This is a genomic window from Pseudobutyrivibrio ruminis HUN009, assembly GCF_000703005.1.
GTDB lineage: Bacteria > Bacillota > Clostridia > Lachnospirales > Lachnospiraceae > Pseudobutyrivibrio > Pseudobutyrivibrio ruminis_A.
The window spans coordinates 2402462-2417654 of record NZ_JNLH01000001.1; the positions used below are offsets into that span (position 1 = coordinate 2402462).

General features: G+C 40.1%; 10 protein-coding genes and 1 pseudogene. 2 read left to right on the plus strand and 9 right to left on the minus strand.

What is annotated here, in order from left to right; all coding sequences use genetic code 11:
- Nucleotides 1-35: 35 nt before the first annotated feature.
- Nucleotides 36-1775 carry a methyl-accepting chemotaxis protein gene (locus BO15_RS0110935; RefSeq protein ID WP_033154346.1) on the plus strand — a complete coding sequence of 580 codons (1740 nt, stop codon included), beginning with the start codon at nucleotides 36-38 and terminating at the stop codon, nucleotides 1773-1775.
- A gap of 132 nt (nucleotides 1776-1907) precedes the next feature.
- Here BO15_RS0110935 and BO15_RS0110940 read toward each other — a convergent pair whose 3' ends face one another.
- From BO15_RS0110940 to BO15_RS0110965, 6 genes and pseudogenes are all read right to left on the minus strand, one after another.
- Nucleotides 1908-4247 carry an alpha-galactosidase gene (locus tag BO15_RS0110940; protein ID WP_033154347.1) on the minus strand — a complete coding sequence of 780 codons (2340 nt, stop codon included), beginning with the start codon at nucleotides 4245-4247 and terminating at the stop codon, nucleotides 1908-1910.
- Nucleotides 4248-4299: 52 nt separating this feature from the next.
- The gene (locus BO15_RS13880) at nucleotides 4300-5640 is read right to left on the minus strand and encodes an MFS transporter (RefSeq protein WP_099047368.1); all 1341 of its coding nucleotides are present in this window, start codon (nucleotides 5638-5640) and stop codon (nucleotides 4300-4302) included.
- A pseudogene (locus tag BO15_RS13915) lies at nucleotides 5620-6147 on the minus strand (MFS transporter); the annotation flags it as partial. The gene BO15_RS13880 and the pseudogene BO15_RS13915, both read right to left, overlap by 21 nt.
- Before the next feature lie 16 nt (nucleotides 6148-6163).
- Nucleotides 6164-7630, minus strand: a complete 1467-nt coding sequence (locus tag BO15_RS0110955) for a DUF6937 domain-containing protein (protein WP_033154348.1) — start codon at nucleotides 7628-7630, stop codon at nucleotides 6164-6166.
- A gap of 11 nt (nucleotides 7631-7641) precedes the next feature.
- Nucleotides 7642-10101: a glycoside hydrolase family 2 protein gene (locus BO15_RS0110960; RefSeq protein WP_033154349.1), complete on the minus strand. Its 2460-nt coding sequence runs from the start codon at nucleotides 10099-10101 to the stop codon at nucleotides 7642-7644.
- A gap of 3 nt (nucleotides 10102-10104) precedes the next feature.
- Nucleotides 10105-10665, minus strand: coding sequence for a TetR/AcrR family transcriptional regulator (locus BO15_RS0110965; protein WP_033154350.1), 561 nt, complete (start codon nucleotides 10663-10665; stop codon nucleotides 10105-10107).
- Between the two features lie 199 nt (nucleotides 10666-10864).
- On the opposite strand from BO15_RS0110965, the gene BO15_RS13865 reads away from it, so the two are divergent.
- Nucleotides 10865-10993: a hypothetical protein gene (locus BO15_RS13865; RefSeq protein ID WP_272867642.1), complete on the plus strand. Its 129-nt coding sequence runs from the start codon at nucleotides 10865-10867 to the stop codon at nucleotides 10991-10993.
- A 759-nt stretch (nucleotides 10994-11752) separates the two neighbouring features.
- Here the strand turns inward: BO15_RS13865 and gltA are convergent.
- The 3 genes from gltA to BO15_RS0110985 all read right to left on the minus strand — a co-directional run bounded on the left by gltA (nucleotide 11753) and on the right by BO15_RS0110985 (nucleotide 15181).
- A complete protein-coding gene (gene gltA, locus BO15_RS0110975; protein ID WP_033154352.1) occupies nucleotides 11753-13138 on the minus strand; it encodes an NADPH-dependent glutamate synthase in 1386 nt (461 codons plus the stop codon).
- Entirely contained in the window at nucleotides 13138-14028 is an 891-nt protein-coding gene (locus BO15_RS0110980; protein WP_033154353.1) for a sulfide/dihydroorotate dehydrogenase-like FAD/NAD-binding protein, read from the minus strand. The genes gltA and BO15_RS0110980 overlap by 1 nt, the downstream gene beginning before the upstream one ends.
- Nucleotides 14029-14224: 196 nt before the next feature.
- The gene (locus tag BO15_RS0110985) at nucleotides 14225-15181 is read right to left on the minus strand and encodes a GTP-binding protein (protein WP_033154354.1); all 957 of its coding nucleotides are present in this window, start codon (nucleotides 15179-15181) and stop codon (nucleotides 14225-14227) included.
- Nucleotides 15182-15193 lie beyond the last annotated feature (12 nt).

Below are 15193 nucleotides of genomic sequence, written 5' to 3' on the forward strand. Positions count from 1 at the left end.
CGAGTTTGATTGTATTGCAATCAGAAAGGTTTATCATGAAAAAAAATAAGAAATTAGTGCGCCAGGTATTATTATTAGCATCTGCATTAGCATTGCTTATGGCCACAACAATCGCTATTATTGGAATCTCTTTCGTTAAGAAAGCATATTATGATTCTTTTACAGAAGAGCTTCATGCATCTGCAGTATTCTTGATGGATGCAATGGACCACGAATGGAACGGTGATTGGTCAGTTGCTTCAAATGGAACAATTCTTAAGGCGAATTTCGCTGTACACGATGATTTTCAAGAGCAGCTTGATAGCTTGCACGAGCAGACTGGAATGGATTTCACAGTCTTCTACGGAGACACACGTTACATCACTTCCCTTGTAAATTCTGAAACAGGCGAACGTATGGAAGGCACAAAGGCTTCAGATACTGTTGTAGAAAAAGTTCTTACAAATGGTGAAGAATATCTTGCAACAAACTTTACTATAGATGGCAGTGATAGCAAATGGTATGCATACTACTTACCTCTTACTAATTCTGATGGTTCAATTGTTGGTATGGTATTTGCTGGTAGGGAAACTGATTCAGTAGAAGCTGCTTTATGGCATGCTCGCTTAATCATCATGGGAGTTTATGTCTTCTTCTTCTTCCTTAACCTTTCAATCGGTCACTGGATGGTAAACAAGTCTACAAGGGCTATTCAGGACATTGTTGATGGTTTAAAGAAATTAGAGGATGGTGAACTTTCATTCTATATAAATGACAAAACATTTGATAGAACTGACGAAATTGGAGTCATTGCCGAAAGCTCTGCAGAACTTCGTGATAAGCTTTCAGATGTTATCCAAACAACACTTAATCTGTCTGACGAGGTTACAAAATCAGGAGAAAGTCTTGCAACTTCTGCTGACACTGCACTCCATGTTGCAGATCAGGTAGCAAACGCTGTAGAGGATATCAGCAAGGGCGCAGTAGCTCAGGCTGAAAACGTTGAAAGCTCATTATCAAATACAACAGAAATGGGTGAAAGCATTGATGATATCACTTCAAGTGTTAGGGAGCTTTCAAAGGCTGCTACAGAAATGCTTGAAGATGCAAACCACACTGTAGATGCAATCAATGAGCTTATGCTTCAGAACGAACAGGTTATGGTTGCTATGACAGAAATTCACACTCAGATTCAGGCTACAAATGACGCTGTTAAGAACATTGCTGATGCTTCAAGCGCTATTACTTCTATCTCAGAGCAGACTAATCTCCTTTCTCTTAACGCTTCTATCGAAGCTGCCAGAGCTGGAGAATACGGTAGAGGATTTGCCGTTGTTGCTTCTGAAATTGGTTCCCTTGCTATCCAATCAAAGGATGCAGCTGTTTCAATTAATGACATTGTAGACAAGCTTGTTGAAGAGTCACAGATGAGTGTTGATACTATTGAAAAGCTTAACGTAGCATTTAACAAGCAAAACGCTCAGCTTAACAGCACTAAGTCAGATATGGACGGCGTTGTTAACAACGTAAACAGCGTAGATATTAGTACAAAGACAATTGCTGATAAGGTTGAACTTCTTAACAACCTTAAGGCAAGCTTCAACGATATTATTTCAGAGCTCTCTGCTATTTCTCAGCAGAATGCAGCATCTTCTCAGGAGACTACTGCTTCTATGGAAGAGCTCAACACAACATTCGCTATGATCAACGAAGCTGCCGCCGAACTCAAGGACCTTGCCGTAAGCCTCAACGACAAGATGAACTACTTCAGTATCGAAAGTACTGTAACAGAGTAAAATAAAAAAGAACCAGTAAATTAAAAAGAACCAGTTACACTCTCAAGCCTATGTATTACTCCGTCGAACATGGAAAGTTCTCCTTGAGTAACACATAGAGCTTGATAGTTACTGGTTCTTTTTGTATTTATGCTATTCTGCTTTCTCTACGAAATAGAGGCGTGCTCCGAAGTCTGGGAAGTAGCGAACTTCTTCGTTGTAGCCGGTACCTACGAAGCTCTGCATTAGCTTAACTCCGTTGGAATTAAGTGCATCTCCATAAGCCACGTAATCTTCTATTTCACCAGGCATCTTAACAAACTTCGCAACAAGATTATGTACAAGTGAATCCTGCTTAATATGGATTGGAGAAACTGTATTTACCAAATCACCAAATCCCTTTACGTTATATTCAAGCTTGCGTCCAAAGAAGTGGTACTTTGTCTGTGGATCAAGGCCCGCCATCTCAAGCTTCAAGTACTGGTCTCCTGCTACGATTTCACGCTGCATAAGCATTGAAACAGATGTAGATTTATCCTTATCAACGATGCTCCACTGATAAATGTTGTCCGCTCTGTGGCGATAGAAATCGCCAAACTGCAATGTCTTACGATACTGCTTGTAAAGCTCGATTTGTGCCTTAACAGCTGCAATATCTTCTGATTTCATATCGTTAAGATTGAGCTCATATCCAAGCACACCAAAGCTTGCTACAGCAAAGCGTGATTCAAGTGGTGTAACACGAAGTGTCTGATGGTTTGGACATGCAGAAACATGTGCTGTATATGTAGATTGTGGATAGCCGTATGAATATCCATCCTGAATAGCAAGTCTGCTAACAGCATCTGTATTATCACTTGCCCAAATCTGTGGATAATAGCAAAGCACACCAAGGTCAAATCTGTTACCGCCAGATGCACAACCTTCCATCAGAATCTCTGGGAAGCGCTCAGCCAATGTCTTTAACAGTCTGTAGAAGCCAAGAACATATCTATGGCTAACCTCAAGCTGCTTATCAGCTGGGAGATACTTTGAATAGTAATCTGAGAAGTTCCTATTCATATCCCATTTGATGTAAGCAAGGCCAGGTGTAGAGAATATCTCACTCATTCTCTCAATCATGTAATCAACAACCTCTGGATTGCAAAGGTCAAGTAATCGCTGAAAACGTCCCTCTGAATGATCCATGTTTGGAATATCGATAGCCCAATCTGGATGCTTTCTGTAAAGCTCACTATCAACGTTAATCATCTCTGGCTCAACCCAAAGACCAAACATAAGACCAAGGTCATTTACCTTCTTAGAAAGACCCTCTAAGCCACCTGGAAGCTTCTTTTTATTAACAATATCCCAATCGCCAAGGGCTCTATGGTCATCATTTCTATCTCCGAACCAGCCATCATCCATAACGAACAATTCTACGCCGGCATTTTTAGCTGTCTTTGCAAGCTTAAGAAGTGAACTCTCAGTGAAATCAAAGTAAGAAGCCTCCCAGCTATTAATAAGAACTGGACGTTCCTTCTTCTTCCATGGGCCACGTGTAATATGCTCACGAACGAAATCATGCATATTAAGGCTCATCTGTCTGAAACCAGCAGCTGAATATGTAAGAACAGCCTCTGGTGCTTCAAACTCCTCTCCTGCTGCTAAATCCCATGCAAAGTTCTGAGGATTGATTCCATATACAACTCTTGTCTTCTTAAATGAAGAAACCTCTGTAGCTGAATAATGATTGCCAGAGTAAAGTAAATTGAATCCCCATACATCACCAGATTCCTCACATGAATCTGGCTCAGAAATCATAAATAAAGGATTGCATCTATTTGAGCTAGTGCCTGTAAATGATGCATTAACAAACTTACCTGCTGGAAGAATCACATCACTCTTATTCATCTCACGTGTCCAGCCACCGTGGAATGAAGTAATCTTCATACCAGGATGATCGTAATCCATAAGCATAGAAAGCATACGTGTAAGGCGAACGCTTTCATCTGAAGTATTAATAAACTTGGCAGAGCGAGTAATTACATCGCACTCTTCAAACACTGAATATGAAAGAATCAAAGTGAATCCGTGATTCTTATCCTTCATGGTTACGTTGAGAGTTTCTACCTTGCCTGATTCGTCGTATGAGCTTGGCAAAGTCTTGAACTCAGGCTTTCCTGAAATAACCTCATATGAATCATAAACGAAGTCCAATGATGTGCTTCCGTCAGCACAAACTACTTCTAGCATAGGCTCTCTTAAATCACCCTTACCAATTGCAGAAAGCTCAAGTCTAACATCCTCTAATGTTAAATCCTGGTGTGCATCATCGTATGTAATAGTATTTCCTGGAGCAAATGCACGCTTTTCTTTAAGCACAGATGGCTCATCGCAATTGATGAGCCTTCCGTAATACATATGTTCCAGCTGACCTGTTTCCATTACGCGAAATGCGTATGTTGTTGACTTGGTATTTAAGAAAAATACCTTTCCATCAGCTTTAATCATCTAAAAACCTCCAACTCTTGTAAAAATTACAAGATTAATCTTAACATATTATTTATTTACGAGCTTTTAATTCATCTGAAATCTCAGCAAGCTTTTCATCAGTCAAAATATATTTTGATCTAAAGAACAAGAATGCGATAACAAGAACGATTGTTGGTCCAACTGTCATAATCATTCTAAGTCCGATTACTGAATTTGCATCAATAGACTCAAGAAGTCCACTGTTTGCAACCTTTTCCTGAAGACCAGCCACATCAAGAGTTGCTGCACTATCCTTCTGGATGTTGAAAATAGCAAGACAAACTGATGCAACAAGAGCTGCAATACCAGATGCAAGCTTAACTACGAATGTCTGCATAGAGAAAATAACTGATTCGTCTCTACGATAGTTCTTGAGCTCACCGTAATCTACTGTGTTTGCCAGGAATACAGTAACTACAACGTTAAGGATTCCTGCACCAGACATGATAAGGAAGCCTGGTAAGAAGAAAATAAATACATTTGTTACACCGCTAAGTGCCATTACAAGAAGAACGATGTATCCTACTATTTCTGCTGCTACGCAAATATAGAAAATACGAAGTGTTGTAAAGGCTTTTCTAAGAAGAGGGAATAAAATCATCATTGCAAGAATCTGCATACCACCTGCAAATGTGTTGAACAATGTGTAATTACCCTGCCAGTTGCTTCCTGCTAAATCATACTTGAAGAAGTAAATCAAAAGGTTTGATGTAATGTAAAGTGCTGTATTTACAAGAACGATTGTTATAACAATTGTCATTGCCTGATCATTCTGGATAAGAGCCTTGAACATCTGACCAATTGATGCTGTCTGCATATCTACTGTAGACTTTTCTTTAATGCATGCACATGTGATGCCAATAAAGAGAATGAATAATGCACCGATGATAATTGAGAAGTACTTGAAGCCAAGACGCTCAACTTCCATTGTAGAAGTCATATCAATTGTTACGTTGCTAAGATCAACCTCTCCGTCCATATACTTTGCAAATGCATCACTTGGAACGTAAAGTGCAATAGCTACCTTACCTGAATCTACGCTATCCATAGCTACGTTAATATCACAATCATCTCCCTCTACATAAGTAGTGTCACCATATGTAAAGCTATAATTTGTGTTATCACCATTTAAAGATACAACGCCATTGTAACCGTTTTCTTCATCTACAATACCGTCAAAAACCTTCTGGATACCTGTTACATTAAGTACAATATCATTTCCAATAACAGTTCCTGTGTTTGATGTAGCATTTCCATCTGCATCACGCTCAACAACATAAAGACAGAACTCTGTGTTGCTAGAATCAAATGTCTTTGTGATATTGTCTGTGCTATTAGCAGCTGCCTTAGAACCAAGTGCTGCAACAGCCATAACAGTAACAATTGTAACAAGTGCAGAACCAACACCAGCGCATGAACGAGCAAGTGCTGATAAGCCCTCACGCTCCTTACCGCTATCTGTAAAAGCTGGAACCATTGACCAGTATGGAATATCCATCATTGTGTATGTAACGCCCCACATGATGTATGTAACAGCTGCGTAAGCAACAAGCCCCTTAGCTGTAGCTGTTGGTGGTGCCGAAAACATTAAAATCAAAAGAACTGTGTTTGTAATAGTTCCAATTAAAAGCCAAGGACGGAACTTTCCCCAACGAGTCTTTGTCTTTGCAACAATTACACCCATGATTGGATCATTGAATGCATCGAATACACGGGCAACCAAAAGGATAATACCCATCGCAATTGCATTGACACCCATGATGTCCTGGAAATAGTAAAGTACGTATGAAGCTGAAAGCATGTAAACCATGTCTTTTCCAACAGCTCCTATACCATAGGCAAATTTTTCAACTCCCGATAAACTTCTTTTTTCTGCCATTATACTCTCCTCCTAATTAGTTCTTATTCTTAAGCCCCATGGCAAGCTCAACAACCTTATACGCACCATCGTAAACCCCAACAGTCTTATTAACTTTGATGCTCTCACACATATCTGTAAGAAGTCTGTCGTCCTGCATAAATAAATCTATCATCTGAAGTGTATGAGGAATATCTCTACACTCAAGTGTTCCATCACCCATTTCTGCTGAATGGATAGCGCCCCACATTTCGTGCTTTCCAACACGCTTGATGAAAAGCTTTGGCACTGGATAGAATGCAAGCTCTGATGGCTTTGTAACAAGTACATCGCAGCTTCTCATAAGTAAGTTTGTGCAGTAAACTGCTTCAAAAATGTTTTCGTGATAGAATCCGTGGATTCCTTCAACATCACCTGTCAAAGCTTCCTCAGCAAACTTAGTTGTAGCATCAAACTCATTGAAGTGCTCTGTAACAACTTCTTTCATCTGAGGGATTTCTGCCATCAAATCATCCCATACATTCTTGTAATCGCCAACATTTACATATAATGCTGCACGATTTGATTTAATCTCAGGCAATAAATACTTGATGATTGCAGCAAAGATTTCTTTCTGTGCACCAGCGCCACCGATTGTAAGAAGGAAACGCATTGGCTTGCCATTCTTCTTTCTATCAAGACGAGCCTGGCAATCTACCTCGATATTAGAAACAAGCTCATGATCAATGTAGTGACCTGTGTATACTAAAGAATCATTTGGCATTGGCTTGCAAACTGTATCTCCCGCCATACCATTGCAGATTCTGTATCCCATATATGCATTCTTACACTGAATAGCATGAACTGCTCCTTCAGCAAAATGAAGGGCCATTGGCCAGTTGTCTGGAATAGCATTTACAACATACTTCATTCCTGCATGTACAGCAGCCTGAGCTGGCCATGCATGTGTACCAATTACAGGGATTTCCTTTGGAACATTCTTGTAAACTGTAGCCATAAGCTCGGCATTCTTCTGGTCTGAAGAGTTGTAAGAAAGCTTTCTAAACCACTCATAGTTTGCTGGCTCCCAAATAAACTTGTTGAAAAGCTTGTTCTTTGAAAGTCTTGAACCAAGTGAATACAAATCATTCTGAGCGCTGATAACCTTTGTGCAGGTAGTCTGTGGATAGCCATTTAAATCCATCCAATATGGTATGTAGCCCATAGACTTTGCAGCTGATGCCATAGCCATGGAAATACGATAATGACCAAATCCCATACGGATATTTCCAACGATAACACCCTTTTCAGTATCAAAGGATTCCTTAGATTCGCCGTCCTTTAAGAGAACGTCATATACACCAAGAGAGTCACCAATGTGATCATTCTTCGCAATTACGATATTGTAATCTACATTTGAATCATCACCATATTTCTTGATGTTCTTTTCCTTTGTTTTACATGCTTTTTTGTAATCCTTATCTGAGATTACGTTTCCAAAAATTACTTTACTTTTGTCTTCCATCTTTTTACCCCTTAATTAATTAAACATTCTGCAGATATACCGATTTCCACTGGCTCCAATCCATCACATGAGATTGTAAGCTTTCCGTCTCCATCTTCACCTATAGATTTTATATATACTCCTGTGGAACCACCCATTGGGGATACCACCTTTGGTCCTATTATTTCGAAAGGCCCCTCAACCTCGAAGGAAATTGGCTGACCAAAGAAATACAGCTGATTGTCATTTTGATCAGCTATTGTGATGCGAACCTCTGCCACATCATATGTGTGTAGCTCTGTTAAAAGTGTGTGGCTGATTTTGGCATTAATATGAGCTTTTGTAACAGCCGCCTTTTTAACAGTCTTTACTACCTGACCGTCCTTGATAGCTTCGAATTTGTATTCTCTAGATTCACCGCCCCAGTCACCAATAAACTTGTTGTAAATTGGAACCGCCTTGCTTGGACTCACATGATGGAAAACAACCAATCTAAAGGCTGTCCATGCAAGCGATGGTGTAATTTTGAAACCACCAAGTGTAACATCATTTAAAGCCTTCTTAATGAGCTTTGCCTGGCCCTTTGTGAATTCTCCATCCTGCTCTACAGCATCACCAACAAAGTCATCAATGAGAATTGGACCATGCTTGAGATTCTCATATTTGCTATCTGATGGGAAGTATTCCTTAATAAGCACATCATTCTTATACATCTTTACAGAATCTGCATTTGTAATGATGTATGACTTTCCTCTATTGCAGGCTGGATGCTCACCAATATCAAAGCTTGTAGTGATATCCAATACTGTCTCTATATCAGAAAAAGCTGAGTACACTGAAGCCGCAAGCTTTGGATTTCTGAACATATCCATTACCCCGTGATAACAGATTCTATCACCAGAGCCGAAGTCCTTATGTGTGTTGTAGTCAAACATGCACCATCCAAATGAACCTGCAATATCAGGCTCCCCTGCAATTGCATCAAGGACATTTGCATGTCTAATTGCATGCTCCTGTCTGTGTTCCTCAGCATCGAAAGTCTTTGTTGGGTACATATGACCATTGTACTCACTAACCAAATAAGGCTTTTCATCATTTGAAGTGATATCTGATTTCTTTGAGCAACCCTTATTAGCGCCTGAATGAACGAAATCATTGTATGTGTAGACATCTTCTAGCAACGAGCTCTTTGCATGGGCTCTAACGCCGCCTGTAGGGCGTGTAGGGTCATATTCGTGTGCAACCTCGTTTGTTCTAGTATAAAACTCGTCGTCATCCTGTGATTCGTTTATACGAACTCCCCAAAGGATGATTGAAGGATGATGACGATACTGAAGAACCATGTCCTTTGTATTTTCTACAGCGATGTTCTTCCAATCAGCATCACCTATATGCTGCCATCCAGGAATCTCTGTAAATACAAGCAATCCTAATTTGTCACATTCATCAATGAAATAATGTGACTGAGGATAATGTGAAGTACGAACTGCATTAAGCGCCAACTCTTCTTTTAGAATTTTGGCATCCAAACGCTGCATAGACTCTGGCATTGCATATCCAACATAAGGATATGACTGATGTCTGTTTAATCCTCTAAGCTTTAGCTTTCTACCATTTAAGTAATAGCCATTCTTTCTGAATTCTGAGCTTCTGAAACCGATAGTTTCAACATGCTCGTCTACAACATTGTCATCAATAACAAGCTGTGTCTTAATCTGATACAGATGTGGGCTTTCAACATCCCAAAGCTTAACAGTGGTAGGTGCTGTGGTAAGATTCAGTAGATATCCATCCTCCACCTTTTCAAGGCCACCAACAGGCTGAGATATCAACAAATCCTCGTCTAAATACTGCTTAATAAAAACATGCTCATCAACAGCAAGCTCATAAATGTTTTCAGAAAGGATACATTCAGTTTTAATAATACCCTGAACCTTCATCATTTTGATTTGCTTTGGAGTTCTCTTGCTTGTAGAAACTCGCTCAAGCAATGAAGGCTGAACAAACAGGCTCTTAAAATGGGTTTGTTCTTTAACTTCGAAATAAACATCTCTATAGATACCACCATAAGTCATATAGTCAACTACATAACCAAATGGAGGCTGGTTAAGACTTTCTCTGGAATCAACCTTTACAGTGATAAGGTTCTCTTCACCATAATTAAGAACATCTGATACATCGATTGAAAATGCTGTATAGCCGCACTCATGATGCTTCATATGACGACCATTAATATAGACATCACAGCAGTGTCCAACTGCTTCAAATGTAAGAATAAGAAGTTTGTCAGCCCACTGCGCAGGAGCAAAAATACTCTTTTGGTAAGCTGAAACCATCTGGTAGATACCCTCATCAAAATATGAAAAAGGTGTCTCTTTGACAGTGTGAGGAATATTGATAAGTGTGCTTTCCTTCATAGGCTGACTTATCATTTCCTCTTCAAATTTTTCATTAAATCTCCACTTTCTGTCTAAATATACTCTTTGTGCCATTTATCATTTTCCCTTTACAATTATACCGTCTACCATTACATCCACAACTTCCGCCAAAGCTGTAGGATAATCTTTAGAACTTCCCTGAAGGAAATCTCCCATTAAAAGCTGTTCAACACAAGCTTCATACATAAGCTTGAAGATATTTAGGTCAATCTCTCTGATTTCGCCTTCAGCTATACCGCCCTTTAAAAGATCGAGTGTCTTGTCCCAGCCGCTATCCAATCTCTCCTGCATAATCTCGTATGCCTTAGGATACTTTGTAGCCAACTGATGCATCGCTGTATATTCAAAGCCATAGTAAGACTCAGGTAAAACAGACAAAATACTACGAATCTTCTCTATTCTAGTAAGACTATTATCGTAATAAATCTTATCCTCTGATTCTTTAATAAGGTCAAATGCAAAATTCATCATCTCACACATAAGCTCGTTCTTATCTGTAAAGATGGTATAAATGGTTTTCTTGCTCATTTTCATCTCAGAAGCAATATCATCCATTGTAAATTTCGGACCTTTTTCTCTGAAAACCTTTAAGGCTCCTTCTAATATGCGCTCGTTCATACTAAACTCCCAAAAACTATAATTTATATATTCAGTTTCCTATAGCTAAATTATACTAAAGTCTGGAAACTATCTCAATACAATTCCGTTTATACAATTTTCACAATATCTTCAAATTATTTTTGTTGACAAATGACAAATATGGGTTTAATATATCAGCTGTAACAAAGATAAAGAGAGATTTTAGGAGGTAATTAGAATGTTCGAAGAAGTATCATTCCAAATGTACAGCGTGTATGCTGATTACGAAAAGTATTGTGCAAGAAAGAAAAAGGAAGGCGTTGAACCAGTTTCATTTTTCAAGTACGCCTTTGGACAGTTCGACTAAGAACTGTTTTCACTACAAAAATAACAGGGACTCCCAATCGGGAGTCCCTTTCTTATTGTCTCCCCAATTCCCATGCCCCTCTCACATCTTCCGGCATTTTGCACCCCGCCACCAAAAAACTACGCCAGCCCCGGCCCCTAAGAAGGTACCTGCCACCGAAATCCCTGCACGATTTTGCGAAGATTATAGATTTTCTTAGTGGGCAAAGGGAGCTTTTAGCAGGTGTCCTTTCATTGGTTTTGCAATGCGAAGCCAATGTATGTAGAGGACAGACACCTTTAGGCTTATTATTATCTCCACACAAATTTAGGATAATTGCGCTCATACTCCGTTTGCCAAGAAAATTTAGAAAGGGGATTTTGGATGTTTATGCGCCGCCCTTTAACTCAGTCCATTTCGTTGTCGGGCTCTCGGCGCCGTCCATGGCGCCTCGCGCATAATCATCTCAAAATACCCCTTTCTAATTTTCTAGGCTCACTACAAATGTCGCCGCAATTATTCCTAAGTTTGTTGTGGAGATAAATTCTAAAAATAGAGAGTGTCTGCCTAGCTACATACATAGGCGTTAGCAGTGCAAAGAATTGAAAGAACACCTGCATATAAAGAAAGCGACACTGCCCACTTAGAAAATCATAATCTGAATGCAATGTGCAGGGATTTGGTGGCAGGGACTGCCTTAGGGGCTGGGGCTGACAGTAAATATAATATAGCGGGGTGCAAAAATGCCCCTGGAGTTACCAGAGGCATGGGAATTTGAGTTTATTTTGACTGGAAGTACTTGTCGATGGCAGCTGCGGCTGTTTTGCCGGCTCCCATGGCAAGGATTACGGTTGCGGCACCAGTTACGGCATCACCACCAGCGTAAACGCCAGTCTTTGTGGTTGCGCCATCTTCTGTTGCGATTAAGCAGCCTTTCTTGTTTGTCTCAAGTCCAGCTGTTGTGCTAGAGATAAGTGGGTTTGGTGAAGTACCAAGTGACATGATAACTGTATCGCACTCGATTTCGTACTCGCTGCCAGGGATTTCTACTGGTCTACGACGACCTGAAGCGTCTGGCTCACCAAGTTCCATCTTGATAATCTTGCATCCACGAACTGCGCCTTCCTCGTTAACAAGGATTTCTACAGGATTCTGAAGAAGATCAAAGATTACGCCTTCTTCCTTTGCGTGATGTACTTCTTCTGCTCTTGCTGGAAGCTCTGCTTCGCTACGACGGTATACAACGTGTACCTCAGCTCCAAGACGAAGTGCTGTACGAGCTGCATCCATAGCTACGTTACCACCACCAACAACAACTACTTTCTTACCACGGGCGATTGGTGTGTCGTATCCTTCCTTGAATGCCTTCATAAGATTGTTTCTTGTAAGGAATTCGTTAGCAGAGAATACTCCGTTTGCCTGTTCGCCAGGAATATGCATAAACATTGGAAGACCTGCGCCTGAGCCGATAAATACAGCTTCAAAGCCTTCCTTTTCAATAAGCTCATCAATTGTAATAGAACGACCAATGATAACGTTCTTTTCGAATTTAACGCCGAGAGCCTTTACGTTCTCAACCTCAGCCTTGACAACCTTGTCCTTTGGAAGACGGAACTCAGGAATACCGTATACTAATACACCACCCATTTCGTGAAGTGCTTCAAATACAGTAACATCGTATCCAGCCTTTGCAAGATCACCAGCAGCTGTAAGACCTGAAGGGCCTGAACCAATAACTGCAACCTTGTGACCATTTGGAGTAGATGTGTTCTTTGGCTTGATGCCGTTTTCTCTAGCCCAGTCAGCAACAAAACGCTCAAGCTTACCGATTGCAACGGCTTCACCCTTGATTCCGCGAACACACTGACCTTCGCACTGTGATTCCTGAGGACATACACGACCGCAAACTGCAGGAAGTGCTGAAGACTCAGAAATGATTTCGTATGCTCTCTCAAAGTTACGATTCTTAACCTGCTCGATAAATGCAGGAATATTGATAGATACAGGACATCCGCCTACGCATTTAGGATTCTTGCAGTTTAAGCAACGGCTTGCTTCTGCAACGGCCTCTTCCTCTGTATATCCAAGACATACCTCATCAAAGTTTGTAGCACGAACCTTTGGATCCTGCTCAGAAATAGGTACTCTAACCATCATATCTGCCATTATTTGTCACCTCCGCAATTTCCACATCCACCGTGATGAGTGTCACCTTCCTGAAGTTTAAGAAGAGCTCTTCCTTCTTCAGTCTTGTACTGCTTAGCACGAGCCATAGCCTGATCAAAGTCAACTAAGTGACCATCAAACTCAGGACCGTCTACACAAGCGAATTTAACTTCATCACCAACTACAAGTCGACAAGCACCACACATACCTGTACCATCAACCATGATTGGGTTCATAGATACAACTGTAGGGATGCCAAGCTCTTTTGTAAGGAGGCAAACAAATTTCATCATAATCATAGGACCGATTGCAACGCAGTGGTCGAAGCTCTTTCCTTCATCGATAAGAGCCTGAAGCTGCTGACAGCCATTGCCGTGGAATCCATAGCTTCCATCATCTGTAGCAAGATAAAGCTCTGTAGCTACTGCTCTCATCTCATCCTCATAGAAAAGGATATCCTTTGTACGAGCACCGATAATAACTGTTGAATCAACACCGTGCTCCTTGAGCCATTTAACCTGTGGATAAACTGGTGCAGTTCCAACACCACCTGCGATGAATACGATTTTCTTTTTCTTTGTCTCTTCAAGGTTTGCCTCGATGCAAAGCTCTGAAGGCTGACCTAAAGGACCAACGAAATCATCAAATGCATCTCCTTCGTTAAGTAAAGCCATACGCTCAGTTGAAGCACCAACTGTCTGGAATACAATAGTAACTGTGCCTTCGTTTCTATCGTAATCACATATAGTAAGAGGAATTCTTTCTCCTTCTTCATCAATTTTTACAATGATAAACTGACCTGGTAGACATCCTGATGCAACTCTAGGGGCTTTTACTACCATAAGGTAAATCTTATCTGAAAGCATTTCCTTCTTTAAGATTTGATACATAAAATAGACTCCTTCCCTTTTCACATTTCTATATAATGTATATCATTTCTTTAGCTTTGTAAAGTGCTAAAGCAAATTTGTGCTTATAAAAGTTTAAATATTTAAAATTATTATTAAGCAAAAGATTACCCCACACATCATAGATAATTGCCTTTATTATGAATGTTGTGTGGGGTTACATTTGATGTAACTTTATTTAACTAAAATAAACCAATTCATCTTCTGGCTTTTCTGTAGGCTCTACCGATACTGGATAGAGAACAGGGCCTTTTCCTTTGTATTCTTTTGCGAATTCTACTTTGATTGTAGCCGTAATATCAATCCAGCTTCTGTGACCTAAAGTAGATGCCTTATCCCACTTACACTTCATGCCAAGGAACTGAATATCCTCAACACAGCATGTCATTGCAAATCTTCCTGGAATAAATACATCTCTTCTAAGCTTTCCATCATTTGGATTGTAGACTAAACCAGTGAAGTGGACTGTCTTGCCATCGTATTTCTTTGGCGAATCCATACAATCCATAAACCACAAAGCATAATCTGCATCAGAAATCTCGATTACATCTGCATTTAAATCAAATGGCAGCTCCTCTGGTGTATCATCAATTGATCCATCTGCACGCTCATAAACGATTTGTGCTGGTCTGTTCATTGATTTAATCTGACCACGGAACTTTGATTTTGGTGTGGCATCAGTACATCTGTTGAAGATAACTACCTCTGCCTTAAAGAGCTGCTCCATCATCATGGTACGCATGTTATTAAGGTAGTTTTCAAATGTAGTAGCATCAACTGTAGCCAGTGACTGCGCTGGTACCCATCCTTCTGGTAGTGGCTCATCATAAATGTGATCCACGCCCCATGTACCGTTGTACTCAAGGAAAACTACATCTGGATCATATTCCTTTGAAATCTTTGTAAGATTTTCAAGATTGAACTCATCCTCTGATTCGATTGTAGCAACCTTTGCATTGATTGTCTTAAGCTTTTCGATGTCATATTCAACATCTCCATCCTCACAAGACAAAATGAGGATTTTATCGTCTCCACCTTGAGTGAAGTCATTTTCAAACAATGTCTCCTGGATAAGGGTAGTTTTTCCACTATCCATAAATCCAGTAAAGACATAAACTGGTATATCTTTTGCCATATTAACCTCTAT

Coding starts and splice junctions, on each gene's coding strand:
- BO15_RS0110935 (WP_033154346.1), top strand. CDS start 36: ATGAAAAAAAATAAGAAATTAGTGCGCCAGGTATTATTATTAGCATCT.
- BO15_RS0110940 (WP_033154347.1), bottom strand. CDS start 4,247: ATGATTAAAGCTGATGGAAAGGTATTTTTCTTAAATACCAAGTCAACA.
- BO15_RS13880 (WP_099047368.1), bottom strand. CDS start 5,640: ATGGCTGTTGCAGCACTTGGTTCTAAGGCAGCTGCTAATAGCACAGAC.
- BO15_RS0110955 (WP_033154348.1), bottom strand. CDS start 7,630: ATGGAAGACAAAAGTAAAGTAATTTTTGGAAACGTAATCTCAGATAAG.
- BO15_RS0110960 (WP_033154349.1), bottom strand. CDS start 10,101: ATGGCACAAAGAGTATATTTAGACAGAAAGTGGAGATTTAATGAAAAA.
- BO15_RS0110965 (WP_033154350.1), bottom strand. CDS start 10,665: ATGAACGAGCGCATATTAGAAGGAGCCTTAAAGGTTTTCAGAGAAAAA.
- BO15_RS13865 (WP_272867642.1), top strand. CDS start 10,865: ATGTTCGAAGAAGTATCATTCCAAATGTACAGCGTGTATGCTGATTAC.
- gltA (WP_033154352.1), bottom strand. CDS start 13,138: ATGGCAGATATGATGGTTAGAGTACCTATTTCTGAGCAGGATCCAAAG.
- BO15_RS0110980 (WP_033154353.1), bottom strand. CDS start 14,028: ATGTATCAAATCTTAAAGAAGGAAATGCTTTCAGATAAGATTTACCTT.
- BO15_RS0110985 (WP_033154354.1), bottom strand. CDS start 15,181: ATGGCAAAAGATATACCAGTTTATGTCTTTACTGGATTTATGGATAGT.